This is a genomic window from Amycolatopsis tucumanensis (genome assembly GCF_021654135.1).
In the GTDB taxonomy this organism is placed as follows: Bacteria; Actinomycetota; Actinomycetes; order Mycobacteriales; family Pseudonocardiaceae; genus Amycolatopsis_E; species Amycolatopsis_E tucumanensis.
The window spans coordinates 1-19,558 of the sequence record NZ_JAKGSD010000064.1 but is presented as its reverse complement, the minus strand read 5'-3'; the positions used below and the strand labels follow the sequence as shown (position 1 = coordinate 19,558).

15 protein-coding genes are annotated in these 19,558 nt (G+C 71.7%); 5 read left to right on the top strand and 10 right to left on the bottom strand.

Annotated features, from left to right (window positions below; translation table 11 throughout):
• Positions 1-67 precede the first annotated feature (67 nt).
• Entirely contained in the window at positions 68-880 is an 813-nt protein-coding gene (locus L2C96_RS38230; RefSeq protein WP_237339597.1) for a dienelactone hydrolase family protein, read from the top strand.
• 444 nt (positions 881-1,324) lie between these two features.
• Here L2C96_RS38230 and L2C96_RS38225 read toward each other — a convergent pair whose 3' ends face one another.
• The 6 genes from L2C96_RS38225 to rplM all read right to left on the bottom strand — a co-directional run bounded on the left by L2C96_RS38225 (position 1,325) and on the right by rplM (position 7,229).
• The gene (locus tag L2C96_RS38225; protein ID WP_237339596.1) at positions 1,325-1,696 is read right to left on the bottom strand and encodes a hypothetical protein; all 372 of its coding nucleotides are present in this window, start codon (positions 1,694-1,696) and stop codon (positions 1,325-1,327) included.
• The gene (locus tag L2C96_RS38220; RefSeq protein ID WP_237339595.1) at positions 1,693-4,359 is read right to left on the bottom strand and encodes a hypothetical protein; all 2,667 of its coding nucleotides are present in this window, start codon (positions 4,357-4,359) and stop codon (positions 1,693-1,695) included. Before L2C96_RS38220 ends, L2C96_RS38225 begins: the two co-directional genes overlap by 4 nt.
• Positions 4,359-4,697 carry a hypothetical protein gene (locus L2C96_RS38215; protein WP_237339594.1) on the bottom strand — a complete coding sequence of 113 codons (339 nt, stop codon included), beginning with the start codon at positions 4,695-4,697 and terminating at the stop codon, positions 4,359-4,361. The genes L2C96_RS38220 and L2C96_RS38215 overlap by 1 nt, the downstream gene beginning before the upstream one ends.
• Before the next feature lie 37 nt (positions 4,698-4,734).
• Positions 4,735-6,069, bottom strand: coding sequence for a phosphoglucosamine mutase (gene glmM / locus L2C96_RS38210; RefSeq protein ID WP_237339593.1), 1,335 nt, complete (start codon positions 6,067-6,069; stop codon positions 4,735-4,737).
• A 210-nt stretch (positions 6,070-6,279) separates the two neighbouring features.
• Positions 6,280-6,762 (bottom strand): 30S ribosomal protein S9, encoded by a 483-nt coding sequence (gene rpsI / locus L2C96_RS38205; RefSeq protein WP_017986651.1) that lies wholly within the window; start codon positions 6,760-6,762, stop codon positions 6,280-6,282.
• A 14-nt stretch (positions 6,763-6,776) separates the two neighbouring features.
• A complete protein-coding gene (gene rplM, locus L2C96_RS38200; RefSeq protein ID WP_020420002.1) occupies positions 6,777-7,229 on the bottom strand; it encodes a 50S ribosomal protein L13 in 453 nt (150 codons plus the stop codon).
• Between the two features lie 232 nt (positions 7,230-7,461).
• On the opposite strand from rplM, the gene L2C96_RS38195 reads away from it, so the two are divergent.
• A complete protein-coding gene (locus L2C96_RS38195; RefSeq protein ID WP_020420001.1) occupies positions 7,462-8,319 on the top strand; it encodes a hypothetical protein in 858 nt (285 codons plus the stop codon).
• 548 nt (positions 8,320-8,867) lie between these two features.
• Positions 8,868-9,323: a DUF4333 domain-containing protein gene (locus L2C96_RS38190; RefSeq protein WP_237339592.1), complete on the top strand. Its 456-nt coding sequence runs from the start codon at positions 8,868-8,870 to the stop codon at positions 9,321-9,323.
• Positions 9,324-9,377: 54 nt separating this feature from the next.
• Here the strand turns inward: L2C96_RS38190 and L2C96_RS38185 are convergent, their stop codons facing one another.
• The 4 genes from L2C96_RS38185 to eccCa all read right to left on the bottom strand — a co-directional run bounded on the left by L2C96_RS38185 (position 9,378) and on the right by eccCa (position 16,195).
• Positions 9,378-9,659 carry a WXG100 family type VII secretion target gene (locus tag L2C96_RS38185; protein ID WP_020419999.1) on the bottom strand — a complete coding sequence of 94 codons (282 nt, stop codon included), beginning with the start codon at positions 9,657-9,659 and terminating at the stop codon, positions 9,378-9,380.
• A gap of 65 nt (positions 9,660-9,724) precedes the next feature.
• Positions 9,725-10,042 (bottom strand): WXG100 family type VII secretion target, encoded by a 318-nt coding sequence (locus tag L2C96_RS38180; RefSeq protein ID WP_017986646.1) that lies wholly within the window; start codon positions 10,040-10,042, stop codon positions 9,725-9,727.
• Positions 10,043-10,194: 152 nt separating this feature from the next.
• The gene (locus L2C96_RS38175) at positions 10,195-12,111 is read right to left on the bottom strand and encodes a type VII secretion-associated protein (protein WP_237339591.1); all 1,917 of its coding nucleotides are present in this window, start codon (positions 12,109-12,111) and stop codon (positions 10,195-10,197) included.
• A gap of 73 nt (positions 12,112-12,184) precedes the next feature.
• Entirely contained in the window at positions 12,185-16,195 is a 4,011-nt protein-coding gene (gene eccCa / locus L2C96_RS38170) for a type VII secretion protein EccCa (RefSeq protein ID WP_237339590.1), read from the bottom strand.
• 304 nt (positions 16,196-16,499) lie between these two features.
• Here eccCa and eccD point away from each other — a divergent pair, with 304 nt between their 5' ends.
• Both eccD and mycP read left to right on the top strand, forming a co-directional pair.
• Complete coding sequence (gene eccD, locus L2C96_RS38165) at positions 16,500-17,864, top strand: type VII secretion integral membrane protein EccD (protein WP_020417579.1); 1,365 nt, start codon at positions 16,500-16,502, stop codon at positions 17,862-17,864.
• Between the two features lie 23 nt (positions 17,865-17,887).
• Positions 17,888-19,336, top strand: a complete 1,449-nt coding sequence (gene mycP, locus L2C96_RS38160) for a type VII secretion-associated serine protease mycosin (RefSeq protein WP_372491309.1) — start codon at positions 17,888-17,890, stop codon at positions 19,334-19,336.
• Positions 19,337-19,558: the final 222 nt, after the last annotated feature.

Sequence of the window (19,558 nt, the reverse complement as noted above, 5' to 3'; positions counted from 1 at the left end):
GGCGAAACCGCGCTTCCGAAGGATGTTGCGCGGCCGTGCCGGGGCGGGCTGCCCTAAGCTCTCGACCATGGTCAGCAAGCCCAAGGAGCTGCTCGAAGAGCTGTCGCACGCGGGACCGCACGACGTGCTGCGGGGCAACCTCGCGCTCGCCGGATTGCCCGGTGTGGTGTTCACCCCACGAAGCGGCCTCGGGCTGCCGGCGGTGGCGTTCGGGCACGGTTGGTTGCAGCCGCCCGGGCGGTACCGCGGGCTGCTGGCGCATCTCGCGAGCTGGGGCATCGTGGCCGCCGCGCCCGCGACGCAGCTCGGTCCGCTGCCGTCGCACCGCCTGCTGGCCGCGGACCTGCGCACGACGCTGGACGTGGTGACCGGGGTGCGGCTCGGTCCGGACGCGATCAGCGTCGACCGGGACCGACTGGGCCTGGCGGGCCACTCGACCGGCGGCGGATCGGCGGTGCTGGCCGCGGCCTCGGGCGGGGTGCGCGGGGTGGCGACGTTCGCCGCGGCGCAGACGCTGCCGTCGGCGAGCGCGGCCGCGGTGCACGTGACGGCGCCCGGGCTGCACCTCGCCGCGGACGGCGACCTGGTCGCCCCGGCGGGCGGCAACGCCGAGTCGATAGCCAAGGCGTGGGGCGGGCCGGTCCAGTACCGGAAGGTCGACAAGTCGACGCACCTGGCGTTGACCGAGGGCAGCCACTGGAGCCAGCGCCTGCTGCACGGGAAGCCGAACCACCGGACGCAGGTGCTGGTCAGGGGCTTGTTCACGGCGTTCTTCCTGACGTATCTGACCGGGACGGACAAGTACCGGCCGCTGCTGGAGACGGACGTGAAGCGCGCCGAAATCGACTTCTCGCGCGAGGCGTTGCCGGTGGCTGCGTAGCTGCACCTCCGTCAGCCGCAGGAGTCCGGCCGCGCGTTCGGGGGCAGCCGGCGCCCCACCAGCGCCATCCGCACCCGCCCAGCCCAACACCACGCCGCCGCCAGAAGCCCGGCCGCGCGCGTGCGGGGGCAGCCGGCGCCCCACCAGCGCCGCCCACACCCGCCCAGCCCAACACCACGCCGCCGCCAGAAGCCCAGCCGCGCACGTTCAGGGGCAACCGGCGGCCCACCGGCGCCGCCCGCACCGGCCCAGCCCAACACCCCACCCCCCGCAGAAGCCCAGCCGCGCACGTTCCGGGGGCAACCGGCGCCCCACCAGCGCCGGCCGCAGAAGCCGGGCCGCGCGCCGGGCAGCCGCACCACAGCAGCCCGCCAACCACCAGCACCCCACCAGCGCCGCCCTCGGCCACAACACCCCACAGGAGTCGGGTCGCGGGCTTTGGGATCAGCCCAGCCAGTCCTTGTTCGAGTAGTCGTCCTCGGGTTCGTCGGGGCGGGCGTGGCGGCCTCGGCGAGCCGGGGGTTCCGGTGGGGGCGCGTGGCGGTTGGTCGGTTCAGTCGCCATCTCGGGGTCTTCGAAGTCCATGCCCAGTGAGGCGTTGGGGTCGGACTTCTCGGGCAGCTCCCAACCGGCGGCTGTCCTCGTGCGGGCGGCCTGCTCGGCGAGGCGCTGCACGGTCGCGGCGGCCTCCCGCGTGAGGTCGCCGGCGCGGGCCTGGCTCTCCGCAAGACTCGTCTCGACGCGGCGGCCGATCAGGTCCTGACGGGCGACGCGCTCGGCGGCGATCGCGTCGAGCTTCGTCTGGAACTCGCTCACCTGCGGGTTTCCTCCTCGTCCAGGGAGCCGCTGATGCGGCCACCCGAGCCGGGGCTGTCGAAGATGTCGCCGTCGACGCGGTAGGCGCGGGAGGACCGCTCGGGATCCTCGCCACCCTGGTTGCCGGCGGCGGCGGGTGGCAGGCCGCCGAGCATGCTCATCCCGCTGGGATCGACAGCCGCGCCGACCGGATCAAGCCCCGGCGCGGTGCCGAGGGCGGCCCCGGACGCCGGAGGCGCCGAGGAGTGCCCGATCGAGCCGGGATCGCCGAGGGAGCCGCTCACGGCCCCCTGCTCGGCCAGCCCATCGGAAACCCCACCCAGCGCGGCGGCCGGGGTGGTGTGCTCCTGCCCGCCGAGCGACGGGTAGCCGGCCGCGCCCGGACCGGCAGGGTCCGCGAGGTGCGGACCAGCACCGGCGGCGCCGGACATAGTCGCTTGGGCGCCATCGGGCGCGCCGTCGGCACCCGCGCCTTGAACCTGGGCGTGGAGGGGCCCGGAGGCAGCAGCCGGCTGGGCGAGGTCATCGAACGCGCCAGCCGCCGACCGCTGGGCGGCATCGGCGAGGGAGATGGAGTCTGCGGCGACAGCCGGCTGGTTGAGGCCGCCGAGTTCGGCAGTCGCGCCGAGGCGCTGGGCCGGGTCGGTGGAGAGGCCAGGGGCGGCCCCGACGCTGCCGGGTGTAGCGGGCCCACCGGCGGGCTCCTCATCCAGGGCGTACGTCGTGGGGGTGCCCGTGCCGTCGGCGAGCGGGGCGAAGTCCGCGGCGCCAGCTGACTGGCCGGGGCCGCCGAGTGCGCCGGTCGCGCCGAGGCGCTGGGCCGGGTCGGTGGAGAGGCCGGGGGCGGACCCGACGCTGCCGGGTGTGGCGGGCCGGGCGGTCGGCTCCTCACCCAGGGGGTACGTCGTCGGGGCACCGGGGACGGACCCGGGGCCGCCGGGCGCGGTTGGCTCCTCGCCGAGGGTGTACGTCGTTGGGGTGCCCGTGCCGTCGTCGAGCGTGATCACCGTTGGGCCGGTCTCGCCGGCTGGGCGTTCGGCTGTGATGTGCAGTGGGCCGTCGTCGATGTGGATTTTGCCGTCGGCGGCCGGGGTGTACGCGGGGGTCGCCGGGTCGGGGGTGCCCCACGTGAGCTGGTAGTCCTTCGGCTGACCGTCGCCGTTGTCGATCTTGATGGCCATTCGGCCGGTCTGGTCGGGCTCGGTCAGTTCGAGCTTGCTATCGCCCCGCTGGACCGTCAGCGTGTCCTGCTCGTCCGGCACCGGCGCGGCGGCCGGCACGGCGGGCGCCACCGCCGGGGGCACGACCGGAGGGGCAAGTGGTGGTGTCGCACCCGCGCCACCCGCCGCACCCGCCGGGCCAGCGCCACCCGCGAAACCCGCGCCGCCCGCCGAGCCACCGCCCGAGCCACCGCCACCCGCCGAACCCGCGGCGCCACCGCCGGAGCCGCCCGCGCCACCGGCACCGGAGCTCCGAGCCGGGACCGGCGCGGCCTCGCCGACCGCAGCGAACGGGTTGTCCGGCACCTGCTGCAACTCGGTGTTCAACGCCGACCACTGGGCCGCCACCGCGACACGCGTGTTCTCGCACATCGTCTGGAACTCGCCGACGAAACCGGCGAACCAGCGGCAGAACTCCGCCAGCCAGCTCTTCGCCCACGACTGCACCGCGTCCAGCAGCTCGTCCGACATCCCGAACGACGAACCCACCAGCAGCTGCCCCGCCAACGGCGATTGCTGCCCCAGCAGGAACGGGATGAAGTGCTTGAAGTCGTCCGCGCTGGCGTTGCGCCCCAGCTCGGCGATCCGCGCGAGCCGGTCGGTGTCCTGCGCCGTCAGGCCCTGCTGCTGCGGCCACGTCTGGAACGCGTACTGCAGCACCCACGAAGCCTTGTCCCGGCACGAGCCGGCGACCGCGGCGATCGTCCGGTTCACCACGTCCGCCGCGTGCTCCAGCGACTGCTCGACGGCCCTGACCCCGTCCCCGAACTTCGTCCAGGACGCCGCCGCCGCGTTCTTCCCGTCGCCCTCCCACGAGCCGAACAACGCCTGCATCGCGGAGTTCTGCGACGGCGCCGCGTCCGCGACCGACTCCCGCACCTGCACGATCTCGGTCACCCCGGCGGCGAACTTGTCGAACGGGATGTCGCGCTGCTCGTCGTAGCGGTCGATCAGCTCCTGCAAGCGGAAGTCCGGCAACCCGGGCGCCGCCACCGCGCGCGCCCTGCTGTAGACGGGCAGCCACACCCGGAAACTGTCCAGCCCCGGCACGCCGGCGTCGAGGATCTCGTTCGAGTTCGCCGCCCCCGGGCTGGTGTCCGACCCCTTCAGCGAGTCGAGGCGCGCCTTCCCGTCGTCGACCGCCCGCGCCTGCGCCTCGCGCGCCGCCTGCATGTTCGCGTCGTGCTTGCCCTGCGCCGCGGAGTACGCCTCGTAGGCGAAGGCGCCGTCCTGGAGGTCCCGGTCGGTGAACCCGAACCGGTCCTGATAGGACTCCAGCAGCTCCTTCTTCTCGTTCTCGTTCGCGAAGCCGTGGACGACCGGGTCGACGTCACCGATCGCGTCGAAGTAGCGGACGAGCAGGGTGCGCTTGGTCTCGTCGTCGATCCCCGGGTCGTCGACGAGCTGCCGGACCTCCTCGATCGTGGGCAGCCGCTCCGCCATCAGCTCGCCGCCGTCCGCACGTCGCCCTGGGACCGGTCGTCCGCCGCCGTGTAGGACCCGCTCGCGCGGCCCAGCTTGTCCGCGAACTCACCGGAGGCCCGCACGTAGCTGTCCACACAGGCCACCAGCCGCTGCACGCCCGCCTGGTACCCGGCGAAGGACTCGTGGTGCTTGCGGCCGAAGTCCTCGGCCGTGATCCGCACGTCCTTGAGGTTGGGCAGCGTGTACCGCAGCTGCGTCCCCGGCTCGCCCCGCACCGTGCCGGCAGCGGCGCTGAGCTGCTGCGGATCGACCTCGTACCCGGCCACGACCACTCCCCCTCGCTCCGTGTCGTGCACAGAACATACCTACCGGGTACGACAATCCGCAGTCGGTTCAGGAGACGGACGAAACGACTCCGGCGAGGCGGTCCGCGGCGGCCTGGGCGGTTTCCTGTGACGGCGCCTCGACCATCACCCGCACCAGCTGCTCGGTGCCGGACGGGCGCAGCAGGACGCGGCCCTCGTCGCCCAGCTCGGCCTCCACGGCCTCGACGGCTTCGCGCACGACGTCGGAATTCGCGACCGTCGCCTTGTCCGAGACCCGCACGTTGACCAGCACCTGGGGCAGCTTGCGCATCACGCCGGCCAGCTCGGCCAGCGGCTTGCCGGTCGACGCGACCCGGCTCATCACCCGCAGCGCGGTGAGCAGGCCGTCGCCGGTGGTGGCGAGCGCCGGGAACACCACGTGGCCGGACTGCTCGCCGCCCAGCGCGTACCCGCCCGCGCGCAACTCCTCCAGCACGTACCGGTCGCCGACGGCCGTGGTGCGCAGGTCGACCCGGTGGTCGCGCATGGCCAGGTGCAGGCCGAGGTTGCTCATCACGGTCGCGACGAGGGTGTCGTGGGTCAGCTCCCCGGCCTCGGCCATCGCGAGCGCCAGGATCGCCATGATCTGGTCGCCGTCCACCAGCTCGCCGGAGGCGTCCACGGCGAGGCAGCGGTCGGCGTCGCCGTCGTGGGCGATGCCCAGGTCGGCGCCGTGCTCGACCACCATCGCCTGGAGCTTCTCCGGGTGGGTCGAGCCGCAGCCCTCGTTGATGTTGATGCCGTCCGGCTCCGCGTGGATGGCGATGACCTCGGCCCCGGCCTTGCGGTAGACCTCGGGCGCGGCGAACGAGGCCGCGCCGTTGGCGCAGTCGACGACGATCCGCAGGCCCGTGAGCGGGTGCGGGGTGGCCGCGAGCAGGTGGTTCGTGTAGCGCTCGAGGGCGTCGTCGACGTCGCTGACCCGGCCGATCTCCGCGCCGGTCGGGCGGGGGCCGTCACCGGTCAGGCCCGCCTCGATCTCGTCCTCGATGCCGTCCGGGAGCTTGTGCCCGCCGGAGGCGAAGAGCTTGATGCCGTTGTCCGGCATAGGGTTGTGCGACGCGGAGATCATCACGCCGAGGTCGGCTTCGAGGGCGCCGACCAGATGGGCGACCGCGGGGGTCGGCTGGACACCCACACGGAGGACGTCCGCGCCCGCCGACGCGAGGCCGGCCACGACGGCGGCCTCCAGCATCTCGCCGCTGGCCCGGGGGTCCCGCCCGACGACCGCGACCGGACGGTGCGAGCGGTCGTGCGCGGCGAGCACACGGGCCGCGCTGGCCGCCACGGACAGCGCCAGCTCCGGGGTCAGCTCCCCGTTGGCGAGGCCTCGAACCCCGTCGGTGCCGAAAAGGCGAGCCATCTCATCCTCTCCTCGAGCGTGCAACCCCGACAACCTAGCGTCCCCCGGTTCGACGGTAACGCTCCCCCGGAGCATCGTCGCCAGGGTGCGTTCCGCTGGAAGAACGCGGTTTTCGCACGTTACATACCCAGTCTGGGTGTCACCTGCACAGGAACGACGAAGGCGCCCACCCGGAACCGGATGGGCGCCTTCGCGTCGGACTGGCGCAGGTCAGCGCTTGCTGTACTGCGGAGCCTTGCGGGCCTTCTTGAGGCCGTACTTCTTGCGCTCGGTCGCACGCGCGTCGCGGGTCAGGAACCCGGCCTTCTTCAGCGCGGGACGGTCGTCGGCGTCGACCTCGACCAGGGCGCGGGCGATCGCGAGGCGCAGCGCGCCCGCCTGGCCCGAGATGCCGCCACCGGTCAGGTTGCCGAAGATGTCGAACGAATCCGGCTTCTCGACGGTCACCAGGGGCTCGCGGATGAGCTGCTGGTGCACCTTGTTCGGGAAGTACTCCTCCAGGCTGCGCCCGTTGAGCTTGAACTTGCCGGTGCCGGGGACGAGCCGCACGCGGACGACGGCCTCCTTGCGACGGCCGACGGTCTGGGCGGAGCCACCGGCAGCGCGGGACGGCCGCGGCGCGGCCGGCGTCTCGCTGGTCACGACCGCCTCGGTGGCCTCGGGGGCCTCGGTCTCGGTCTCCGTGCTGGTCACAGACACTTCCTCACTCACTTGGCGACCTGCGCGATCTTGGTGATCTCGAACGGCTGCGGCTGCTGCGCAGCGTGCGGGTGCTGCGGGCCTGCGTAGACCTTCAGCTTCTTCGCCTGGGCGCGGCCGAGCTTGTTCTTCGGCAGCATGCCCTTGACGACCTTCTCCAGCAGCCGGTCGGGCCGGGTGTCGAGCAGCTCGCCGAACGAGCGCTTGCGCAGACCGCCCGGGTAGCCGCTGTGCCGGTACGCGAACTTCTGGTCGCGCTTGTTACCGGTCAGGCGGACCTTCTCGGCGTTGACGATGATGACGAAGTCACCGGTGTCCACGTGTGGTGCATACGTGGGCTTGTGCTTGCCGCGCAGCAGCGTGGCGACCTCGGTCGCGAGCCGGCCGAGCACGACATCCTCGGCATCGATCACATGCCAGGCACGGGTGACATCGCCAGGCTTAGGGCTGTACGTGGGCAAGGGTTTACCTCGTGGTCAACGGTGCGTTTGGGGTCGAGTGCGTACCCAGCGCGAACGCTTGCTGCACGCACAACGACATATAAAGATACCCGCCGGGTTCGGCGACCTTGAAGGCGGGGTGTCCCCGGCCTACATACTAGGGTTGCGCGCAGTCGAGAACACGGTTTTCCGCCTGGAGGGGGCCACCGGCGTGTCCGCGCGAACGAGATCCAGCCTACCGAGGTTCACCGCGGTGCTCGCCACCGTGGCCCTGCTCGCCGGGTGCGGCAGCGCCAAGGCGGGGACGCCCGTGCCCGACGGCGAGGACGCCGCCGCCTACGTGAGCGCGAAGTTCGACGAGACGCTCAACAAGCTGTCCGACCAGTTCAGCGCCAACGAGACCCGGAAGACCCGGCTGGACCAGGTGGTGCGCTTCGACGAGCGGCGCCTGAACGCGACGATCAGCGCTGTGCAGCTGGGGCACCCGCCCGCGCGGCTGAGCCGCAACCACTCGAACCTCGACTCGAACGAGTACCTGGACGTCTACCACCCGGCCAACAGCCCGGTCGAGTACATGCTGCTCGGGCCCGTGTACGCCAGTCTCGCGCCGACGCCGTGGGTGCAGATGCCGTACACGTCGGGCCAGTACAACGAGTGCTACTGGGAGGGCGCGCAGACGGTCTGCAAGATGCTCGGCGCCGTGCAGGACTCGGTGGAGGGCGGCCACGGCGCGAAGAGCGCCAACAGCAAGCCCGACGGCAGCGTCGAGCTGATGGCCGAGGTGACCCTGACCGCGTTCATCGAGAACGACGTGGTGACCTTCCCCGCCGCGATCAGCTCCGAGCTGACGGCCGAGATGAAGGCGCAGACGCTGCAGACGCGCGTCGTGCTGGACCCGCGGGGCAAGCTGACCGAGATCGAGATGACGGGCAAGATCACCGGCAACGGGCACGAACTGGAGATCGACTACCACTACCGGCTCGACGGCACGCCGTCCGAGGTCGACCTGCCGAAGATCCCGGACCCGTCGCAGGTCACGGTGCTGGCGGACAGCGCGGCGGTGTCGGATTTCTACGCCCGGATGGACGACATCCAGGGGCAGGGCAGGTGAGTGGCGTGAACCAGCCGCAACAGCCGGGGTGGCAGCCGTGGGGGCAGCCGGGGCCGGGCTCGGGGTCCGGTTCGGCTTCGGAGGGGCGCGGGGGGCCCGATCAGGGCGTGCCGGGTGCTCCGGGAGTCACCGGGTCATACGGCCAGGGGGCGCCTGCTCAAGGGGCCGCCGGCGCGTACGGCCCGCCGAGCGGGTCGCAGCCGGCGGGCGCGGCGTTCGGGGCCGGCGGGCCGGTGCCGCACCCCTGGGGGCAGCCGGGACAGCAGAATCCCGCCAGCGGACCGGTCCCCCAGTCCTGGGGACACCAAGGCCCGGCCAGCGGGCCGGTTCCGCAGCAGTGGGGGCAGCAGCCCACTGACCAAGCGGGCGCGGCCGCACCCTGGAGCCAGCCCAGCCAGCAGAATCCCGCCAGCGGGCCGGTTCCGCAGCAGTGGGGCCAGCAGCCCGCTGACCAAGCGGGCGCGGCCGCACCCTGGAGCCAGCCCGGCCAGCACAACCCCACCAGCGGGCCGGTCCCCCAGCCCTGGAGCCCGCACGAAACCGGCCAGGTGCCGCCCGGCCAGGGGTGGAACCAGCCTGGCCAGGCGCAGCACCAAACCCCCAGCCCGGCGACCGGGCCCCAGCCCCGGCAGGGTGGGCAGTGGCAGCCGAGCTACGGGGGGTTCGGCGCGTTCGGCGAGCAGAAGCCCAAGCGCTCCAAGAAGCCGTTGCTGATCGGCGCCGCGGTGGTCGTGCTGCTCGCCGGGGGTGGCGTCGGCGCGTGGCTGCTCGGCGCGTTCCAGGGGGACACCCTCGACCGGGCCGCGGTCCAGGACGGCGTCGTCAAGATCCTCCGCGAGGACTTCGGCGAGGGAGACGTCAAGAACGCCCAGTGCCCCGAGGACCAGCCGGTCCGCACGGGCACCACGTTCGAATGCACGGTGACCGTTGCGGGACAACCGAAAAAGGTCACCGTCCGCGTCCTCAACGACCAGGCGCAGTACGAAGTAGGAATGCCGCGCTGACCAACGGAAAAAGGCCCCGGCGCACAACGCCGGGGCCCCTTCCGGGAAAAGAACTCAGCCGCCGAACATCTTGGTGATGCCGGTGTCCGTGGACTGGTAGCCGTCCGCGATCTGCGGCAGCGCGGTGGCGATGCGGGCGAGGAGACCCTTCATGTCCTCCAGCGCGCGGTTCCACTCCTCCTGCCGGTCGTGCCACGCCTGCTGCGCGTCACCGGTCCAGCTGTTGGTCAGCGGAGCGAGGTCCGACTTCAACTGAGTGAAGAGGTTCTCCAGCTCGCCGCCGGTCTTGTTGCAGTCCTCGGCCGCCTGGTGGATGGTGGCGTAATCGACCTTCATCGGGCCCGACATGATTGTCCTTTCTGGTCTGGAAGTCAGGTGTGGTGACGGCGCTCAGGCCGCGATCACAGGCCCTCGAGAGCGGCCTGGAGCGAGCTCAGCTGCTGGTTGACTTCCTGGTCCTGCACCTCGTACTGGACACCGGAGGACTTGAGCATCTCGCCGATGTGCTCGAGCGCGTCGTTCAGCTTCGCCGACTTCTGGGCGAACGCGTCCATGACGTCCTGGAACACCTTGGCCGCCGGACCGGTCCAGCCAGCCTGCGTGGCCTCGATGTTGTTGGCCAGCTGCATCAGGTTCTGGTCCATCGCCAGCTTGGCCTCGGACACCTTCAGGTGCGCGGCCGCGAATTCTGCCGGATCCCCTTCAAAGCCGCCTGCCATGAGGAACTACCCCCTTCGTCGTGGTGTTGTCCGTAACGATCCCAACCGCCTACGGACCTACGACGATGACCTTGCCATGGCCGGTTCCGCCTTGTCCCGCCGTTCGCGGAAGTAGTTGCGGGTGTGAATGCCGCGCTCACCCGAACGGGTTTTCACGCGCTGATGTTGAGCGTCCGGATCACCTGCGTGCACGCGGCGTCCACCCGCTGACGCGCGTTTTCGTTCGCATACACGCACCCGACGTTCACCTGGACGTTCCCCTGCGCCAGCGCGTACCAGTCGATCGACGCGTTCTGGCCGGGCAGGACCTGGTGGTAGAAGACCACTTTCCGGCCGGCGTAGGTGGCTTCCGGGTTGAACCCGGAGTACTGCGCGGGCGCCGCCTCGATCTGCGACCGCAACTCGCTGACGAGCCGGCCAGGATCGGCCGACGCGTCGTAGGACAGCGGGTGCTCCTGGACCGACACCGAGTCGAACTGCTGCTGCGCGTCGTCCGGTTTGATCAGCGTCTCCCGCAGGTCCGGCGAGCCACCGGTCTGCGTCCAGTCCTGCGGCGCGGTGAACTGGTAGTGGTACTGCGCGACGACCTTCCCCGGCGGCGGCTCCGGCTCCCCGTCCGCGGTCAGCACCAACACCAGCCCGGCCACCGCGGCGACGACGAGCACGGCCGCGCCGCCGATGATCCACGGCAGCTTCGGCTTCTTCCGCGACGGCGGCGCGGGAATCCCGCGCGGCGGCGAACCCGGGCCGGAGCCGTGGTGGGCGGGGCGCGGCGGTCCGGGCGGCGGGCGGCGCACGCCCTGCGGCGCCTGGCGCGGCACGGCCGGACCGCTGAACCCGCCGGGCGGTGTCGGCGGCCGGGGCGAGAACCCCGGGCGCGGCGCGTTCGGGTTGCGCACCACCTCGGTGCGCTGGTCGGCGAGCTGCCGGGAAGGCACACGCGGCGGCGGCGCGGCGGGCGCCTTCTGGACCGCGAGCAGCGCGCCCCGCGCGACCACCGTCTCCGGCTGGTCCAGAGTGGTCGGAACCACGCCGGTGCGCTCGTGTACCAGCCGCGAGATCATCGGGATCCGGCTCGACCCGCCGACCAGGAAGATCGCGCTGAGCTGCTTCGGGCGCAGCTCGGCCTCCTCGATCGCGGCGCACGTCAGTTCGACGGCGCGGCCCAGCGGCGCGGCGACCAGGCGCTCCAGGTCCTCGCGCGTCACGTGCGCGTCGGCGAACGGCGGCGGCATCGGCACGTCGGTGTAGGCGTGCCGGGACAGCGTTTCCTTGGCGCCGCGGACGTCCTGGCGCAGCACCCGGCGACGGCGCCGGTCGGTCAACTCACGGCCCTCGACGAGCTGGCGCCACGCGTCCGGATCCGCCGAGGACACCAGACTGCCGACGTGCTCCAGCAGCAACTGGTCGACATCGGCGCCGCCGAAGCTCGGGTCGCCCCGCGTCGCGAGCACCTGGAACCCGCCGCGGTGGCCGGGGACCCGGCTCACCACGCTCACGTCCACCGTGCCGCCGCCGAGGTCGAGCACGGCCAGTGTCGCGCCGGGACGGTTGCTGATCTCCACCGTGCGGTCGGAGTTGATCTCCTCGGGCGCGAAGGTCGCGGCGTGGAACACCGCGGCCGCGACCGGCTCCGGCACGAGCGTGACCTCGCGGGCCAGACCACTCGCGGCCTGGCGCAGCAGCCGGGTGCGGACCGCGCCCCAGTCGGCCGGGTGAGTCAGCACGAGGAGCCCGACCTCGGCGTTGCTGGCGAGGCGGCGCGCCTCGGTGACGGCGCGTTCCAGCACCGCGCGCACGACGTCGGTGACCCGCAGGACGCGGTCGCCGAGCAGCAGCTCGCCCTCGTCGATGCGGCGCTTCGGGTTCGGTTCGTAGCGCGACGGGTCCATCGCCGCCTGCCGGTCGGCCTCCTGCCCGACGAACAGGGTGCCGTCGGCCGCCGCGTACACGGCCGAGGACATGAGCGGCTGCCCGTCGACGACGACCACCTGCGGCGGCCGCCCGTTCAGCGCGGCCACCACGCAGGTGCTCGACGTCCCGAAGTCCACTGCGACGCGCAAGGTCACGACGCGCCCCCGCGAAACGGCACCAGAGCCGCGTCACGGCCCTGGTGCTCCGCTCCGATGTGGACGGTCCTGATCAGTCCGGCTGGATCCACGACACCTGCATCAACTGCTTGCCGACCTTGCGGCTCACCAGGACACCACGACCCGGCGGCATCGCGGACGGCTTGACGTTGCCCAGCAGCTGACCCTCGTCCTTGCTGCCGTTCATCACGATGCCCGGCGCCGCGATCTCCTTCAGCTTGCCGATGATCGGGTCGTAGGCCGCCCGCGACGCGCCACCCGTGCGGCGCACCACGACCATGTGCAGGCCGACGTCCTTGGCCTGGGCCAGGAACTCCGACAGCGGCTTGAGCGGGTTGGACGTCTGCGTGGCCACCAGGTCGTAGTCGTCGACCACGATGAACAGCTCCGGGCCCTTCCACCAGGACCGGTTGCGCAGCTGCTCCTGCGTGACGTCCGGCCCGGGCAGCCGCCGGGTCATCGACCCCACGATGTCCTTGACCATGCCGTCGAGCTGGTTGGCCGACACCGCGTAGCCGAGCAGGTGGTTGCCCTCGACGAACCCGAGCATCGTGCGCCGGTAGTCCACCAGCACGATGACCGCTTCCTTCGCCGTGTACCGCTCGGTGATCCCGCGCGTGATCTGCCGCAGCAGGTTCGTCTTGCCGGACTCGCCGTCGGCGAAGGCGATGAAGTGCGGGTCGGCGTCGAAGTCCAGGTAGACCGGCGCCAGCTCGTCCTCGTTGATGCCGATCGGGATGAGCTTGGTGTGCCGCTGCTTGTCCATCGACAGCACGTCCTCGTAGGACACCATCTCCGGCAGCAGCCGCACCTGCGGCGCCGGGCGGCCCGGCCAGGCGGCCTTGATCTTCGCGACCGCGTCCGCGACGCCGGCGCCGATCGATTCCGGATCGCTCGACCCGTCGATCCGCGGCAAGCCGATCAGCATGTGCAGCCGGTCGCGGGTCAGGCCGCGGCCGGGACGGCCCTCGGGCACGTTCACCGCGGTACGGCGGTCGATGTCGGATTCGCTCGGGTCACCGAGCCGCAGCTCGAACCGCGTGCCCAGCATGTCCTTGATGGCCGGGCGGATGTCCGCCCACCGGTTCGCGGAGATGATCACGTGCACGCCGTAGGCCAGACCGCGCTGGGCCAGCGCGGTGATCTGCGGCTCCAGCTCCTCGAAGTCGTCGCGCAGGGCGCGCCAGCCGTCGACGATCAGGAACGCGTCACCGAACGGGTCCTGCTCCGGGGTGATCTCGCCGCGGCGCTTGCGGTTGCGGAAGTCGGCCATCGAGTCGATGCCCAGCTGCCCGAACAGGCCTTCCCGCTCGTTGGCGAGCGCGTTCAGCTCGGCCACGATGCGGCGCGCCTTGTCCGGCTCGCGCCGGGCCACCGCGACACCACCGACGTGCGGCAGGTCGGAGAGGCCGGCGAGCGTGCCACCACCGAGGTCGATGCAGTAGAACTGCGCCTCCTCCGGCGTGTTGGCCAGCGACAGCGACATGATCAGCGTGCGCAGGAGGGTCGACTTGCCCGACTGCGGACCGCCGACGATCACACCGTGACCGGCGGCGCCGGAGAAGTCCGCCCACAGCGGGTCGCGCCGCTGCTCGAACGGCCGGTCGACGATGCCGATCGGCACCTGCAGCTTGCCGTTGCCGAAGAAACCAACCGGCGACAGACCGCGGTCGTCGGTCGGGTTGAGGTTCGGCAGCAGTGTGTCCAGCGAGTTCGACTCGTCCAGCGGCGGCAGCCACACCTCGTGCGCGGGCGGGCCCTGGCCGATCAGGCGGTCGACGATGACCTCGAGCTCGGTCGGCTCGGTGCCCTCCTCCTGCTGCGGCTGGGGCGCGGCCTCGACGCGCACCGGCTCCGGCTCGGGTTCCGGCGGCAGCTCCACGAAGTCGGGCACGAACAGCTGCGGCCGCTTGTCGGCGCGCACGACGTTGGCCACCGGCCCGGCCGCCTGCATCCCGGCGGGCCGGTACGGACCGGACACGTAGGACGCCTTGAACCGGACCATCGTGGACGTGTCGTACTTCAGGTACCCGGAACCCGGGATCGACGGCAGCTCGAACGCGTCCGGCACGCCGATCGCGGCCCGGGACTCCGCGGCGGAGAACGTCTTCAGACCGATCCGGTAGGACAGGAACGTGTCCAGACCACGCAGCTTGCCCTCCTCCAGCCGCTGCGAGGCGAGCAGCATGTGCATCTGCAGCGACCGGCCGACGCGGCCGATCTGGAGGAAGATGTCGATGAAGTCCGGCTTGGCCGTCAGCATCTCGGAGAACTCGTCGATGCAGATGAACAGCGCGGGCAGCGGGTCGAGGTCGGCGCCGTTCTCACGGGCCTTCTCGTAGTCCCAGACGTTCTTGTAGTTGCCCTTCGCGAGCACTTCCTGGCGCCGCGCGACCTCGCCCGCGATCGCGTCCTTCATGCGGTCGACCAGCGTCAGGTCGCCGGCCAGGTTGGTGATCGTCGCCGCGACGTGCGGGGCCTTGTCCAGGCCGAGGAACGTCGCACCACCCTTGAAGTCGACCAGGATCATGTTCAGCGTCGTGCTGGAGTGCGTGGCCAGGAGGCCGAGCACCAGCGTGCGCAGGAACTCCGACTTACCGGAACCGGTCGCCCCGATGCACAGGCCGTGCGGACCCATGCCCTCCATCGCGGCTTCCTTGATGTCCAGCTCGACGGCCTGCCCGAACTCGCCGATCCCGAACGGGACGCGGTAGCGGTCGCGCACCGGGCGCGGCCGCCAGGCCTGCTGCACGTCGAACGTCATCGGGTCGCCGGGGATGCCGAGCAGCTCCAGCAGCGTCGGGTTGGACAGCAGCGGCTCGTCCTCGCTCGCCTCCTGCGCGGCGCTGCCGACGCGGTACGGCGCGAGCTTGCGGGCCAGCGCCTCGCACTCGACGACGCTGAGCGTGTCCGGCTTGCCGAACCACTCGATGCCGCCGCCGCTGCGCGCGCCGACGCGTTCCTTCTCCACGACCAGCCGCAGGCCGCGGCGCGCGGCGAGGTTGCCCAGGGAGTCGGACAGGTCGATCAAGGTGACGCCGACCAGGCCCTCTTCGAGGATGATCTGCTCCTCGCGGGTGACCTCCGCGTCGTCCAGCACGATCACGATGTGCGGCTGGTCCGGCGACGGCGTCGCGTTGCGCGAGAACCGCGGCCGGTCGCGCAGCTCCGCGTCCAGCCACTGCTCGATCTGCGCGAGCGAACCGGCCATCATGCGCAGCTGGCCGATGCCGTCGGCAAGCTCCGGGTGCTGCACGTGCGGCAGCCACTTCGCCCACTCCCACTCGGCCTTCGCGCGGCCGGTGGTGGCGAACGCGAGCAGCACGTCGTCACAGCTGTGGAAGGTGACGAGCTGGGCCAGCATCGCCCTGGTAAGCCCGCGGGTCAGCTCCTTGTCGCCGCTCAGGCTCACCGCCGCGAACCCGCGCAGGGTGATCTGGGTGGGCAGATCGGGGACGATCGAGTGGGCGCGCACGAACCGGCGCAGCGCCAGCGTCGCGATCGGCTCCAGCTCGTCGACCGGACCGGTCTGCGGCGGCACCAGGCGCGTGGCCAGCCGGTGCGAGCTGCGCCCGACGCGCAGGTGCAGGAAGTCCTGGTCGTTCTGGCGGCGCTCCCACATGCGGCGGCTCGCGGCCAGCGACCACAGCGCCTGCGGATCCGGGTGCACCCACTCCAGCGACGCGCGCTGCTCAGCCATCGCCTCGCGGGCCCGCTCGCGCATCTGCCCGAGGTACCGCAGGTAGTCCTTGCGGTCCTCGTTCATCTCGGCCTTCTTGGCCCCGCCGCTCTTGCCGCCACCGGCGAACATTCCGCCCATCGACATGAGCATCATCAGCGGGAACATCAGGGTCAGCGGGCTGCGCGCGGCCGCACCGCCGGTGGTGAACATGACCACGACCATGCCCATGGTGGCCACGATCATGACCACCGGCATCATCTTCTGGACGACGTTGCCGGGGATCGTGCGGGGCACCTCGGGTGGCGGTTCGAGGTGGACCTCACCGCCCGGTGGGCGCGGCGCAGCAAGCCTTGGTGACCTCTTGAACTGCAGCGTGCTCACCGAAGGGTCCCCTCTTCAAGTCGTCCTGCTCCTCCAGCGCCCACACGGTAGCGAACAACGACCTCTTCCGAGGCCGAGACCGCCCAACCCGGCACCGATTGCCCGAATCCACCCCCGTGGCGGAGCCAGGTGCAGTAATACTAGGACCGCCCACCGACAGTCCGGAACGATCCGCGGGTGCACGTTGGGCAGGAATTCACGGGCAGCGGCTGCCGCGGACACGGTCGTTCGGTATAAGTAGCCCGCAGCATTCTCTCGGGTAGGGGGCAGGCAAGTGGCAACGGGCACGACGGTATTCAGCAGGGTGACGGTGGTCGCGCCCCGCACCAGGATCGACGTGGCGCTGCCGGCCGACGTCGCGGTCGCCGACCTGATGCCGATGCTGCTCGACATGGCCAGGGAGACCTCGCCGGACGGCGGCGCCCGCCACGGCGGCTGGGCGCTGGCCAAGCTGGGCGACGCGCCGCTCGACCCGAGCCGGACGCTCGCCTCGCTCGGCATCGTCGACGGCGACCTGCTGCAGTTGCGCAAGCGCAACGACAACCCGCCGCCGCCGCTGTACGACGACGTGGTCGACGCGATCGCCGACGCCCAGCCGGACACCTTCCGGCCGTGGACCAAGGAGACCGCGCGGCGCATCGGGCACATCGCGGGCGGCCTGGCGCTGTTCACCGCGGCCCTGGCCCTGTTCTTCGGCGGCCCGCTGTTCGGCGGGAACGGCCTGGCCGCCGCGCTCACCGCGGGTGTCGCCGCGATCGCGTGCCTCGCGGTCGGCGCGACGCTGGCCAAGGCCTACCAGGCCGAGGCGACCGGGGTGGTGATCGCCGCCGCGGGCGGGTTGCCGTTCGCGTTCGTCGCCGGGTTCTACGCCGTGCCCGGGCTGACCGTGCGGGCCAACCTGCTGCTGGCCAGCGGTTTGGTGGTGATCCTGGCCGCGGTCGCGATCATGATCATGGGCGCAGGCATCACGACGTTCATCGCCGCGGCCACGGCAGGCGTGATCGGGGTGGTCGCGTTCACCATCGCGACCCTGATCGCGCACCCTGCGGCCGGCATCGCCGCGGGCACCGCGGCCGGCGCGCTCGCGCTGATCTCCCTGCTGCCGCGCGCGACGATCTGGCTGGCCAAGCTGCCGCTGCCGCACGTGCCGGGCACCGCGGAGGAGCTCAAAGAGGACACGACGTTCCCGGACTACGCCGAAATCGAGCGCCGCACGGCCGTCGCCCACAACTACATGACCGGCCTGCTGATCGGGTGCGGCAGCGCGACCGCGATCGCCGCGATCATCACCGCGACCGCGCCCGGCGTGTGGGGCATCCTCACCGCCGCCGTCGCGACGATGGTGCTGCTGCTGCGCGCCCGCTCCTACGCCAACGGCAGCCAGGCCGTCGCGCTGCTGACCACGGGCATCGTGTCCGGCGCCGGCATCCTGATCGGCTGGCTGGGCACGCAGACGCCGATGGGCCGCCTGCTGTGGGTGTTCGGGGCGCTGGTGATCATCGGCGCGGGTTCGCTGGTGGTCGGCGTCGTGTTCCCCAACCAGCGGTTCTCGCCGCCGCTGCGCCGCACCGTCGAGATCTTCGAGGCGATCTGCATCGCCACCGTGCTGCCGCTCGCGCTGGCCGTCATGGACCTGTACGCCACGCTGCGGCACATCTCGTTCGGCTGAGCATGATTCGAGGGGGAACTCGCGTGCGGAGACTCGGTGCGCCCGGCCGGACGGCGACCGTCCTGCTGGCGGGGTCGATCGGCGTCCTGGCGACCGGGACGGCACAGGCGCAGACGGGCGGCACCGGCTCCGACGGGTACTGGGCGGTGCCGCCGCCGTTCGTCGCCAGCTACCTGCCCAGCGACAACGGTGGCCGCAACAGCTTCGACTACCAGCAGAAGAACGCCTGCGTGACGCGTGACCTCGGGCAGAAGGAGGTCGTGCTGCGGGAGAAGCCGTGGGGCCAGCAGTACCTCCAGATCGAGGAAGCCCAGCAGCTCGCCCGCGCCAAGACCGGTTCGGCTGGCGGCGGCATCCGGGTCGCAGTGATCGACACCGGCGTCACCCGGCACCCGTACCTGCCCCGGCTGGAGGGCGGCGGCGACTACGTTTCGGCCGGTGACAACGGCCTGAACGACTGCGACGGTCACGGCACCGAGGTGGCCGGGATCATCGCCGCGCAGACGCCGCAGGACCAGATCGGGTTCACCGGCGTCGCGCCCGACTCGACGATCGTGTCGATCCGGCAGTCCAGCCAGAACTACTCCAAACCGGACTCGGCGGGCGGCACCAGCGGCCAGCAGACCGGTGGACGGCAGCAGAACGACGCGAACGGCGCGGGCACCACGCTGTCGCTCGCGCAGGCGATCGTGCGCGCGGTGAACCTGAACGTCGACGTGATCAACATGTCGGTGGACAACTGCCGCCCCGCGGACGGCTCGATCACCGACGGCGAGCGGGCGATCCAGGCCGCGGTGCGGTACGCGGTGGACCGGAACGTGGTGGTCGTGGCCGCGGCGGGCAACACGTCCGAGACGTGCCCGCAGAACGACCAGGCCGACCCGAACAAGCCCCGGTCGATCGTGACGCCGCCGTGGTTCTCCGACGACGTGCTGTCGGTGGCGGCGATCGACGAGACCGGCGGGGTGGCGCCGTTCAGCGTGCACGGGCCGTGGGTGAGCGTGGCCGCGCCGGGCACGAACATCATCTCGCTGGACCCGTCGAAGGGCTCGTCGCAGCTGGCGAACCAGACGATCGAGAACGACAAGGCGACGCCCATCCAAGGGACGAGCTTCGCGGCGCCGTACGTGGCCGGGGTGGCGGCGCTGGTGGCGGCGCAGTACCCGAACCTGAACGCGCGGCAGATCATGAACCGGATCCGGGTGACCGCGCAGCACCCGGGCGCGCAGGGCGGCCGGGACAACTTCACCGGTTTTGGCGTGGTCAACCCGGTGGCGGCGCTGACCGCGATCGTGCCCGCCGAGGAGGGCCTGGCCGCGGAGGCGGGACGGCAGCTGCCGTCCGGGCTCCCGGAGGCGAACCCGAAGAACTGGACGCCGATGATCGTGGCGCTGGCTGGCACCGGCGGGGGTTTGGTGGTCCTGCTGGTCGTCATGTTCGTGATGAGGACCATCCGCCGCACGCGGGCCTGATCTTTGAACCCAAGGCAGCTGGGTGGTCATCCCGTCGCCTGACACGCAACGATCACCTTGAGCCAGGGCCGCAACCCAGGCCGCCAACCGGCAGCCGAACATGCCAACCTTGCGGCCCTGGCTCAAGGTGATATGCACAAACCGGAAGGCGACGGGATGACCACCCAGCGACCCACTGCACGAGGTGGGACGAGGCACCCAACCCCTGGTCATCCCGGAGCC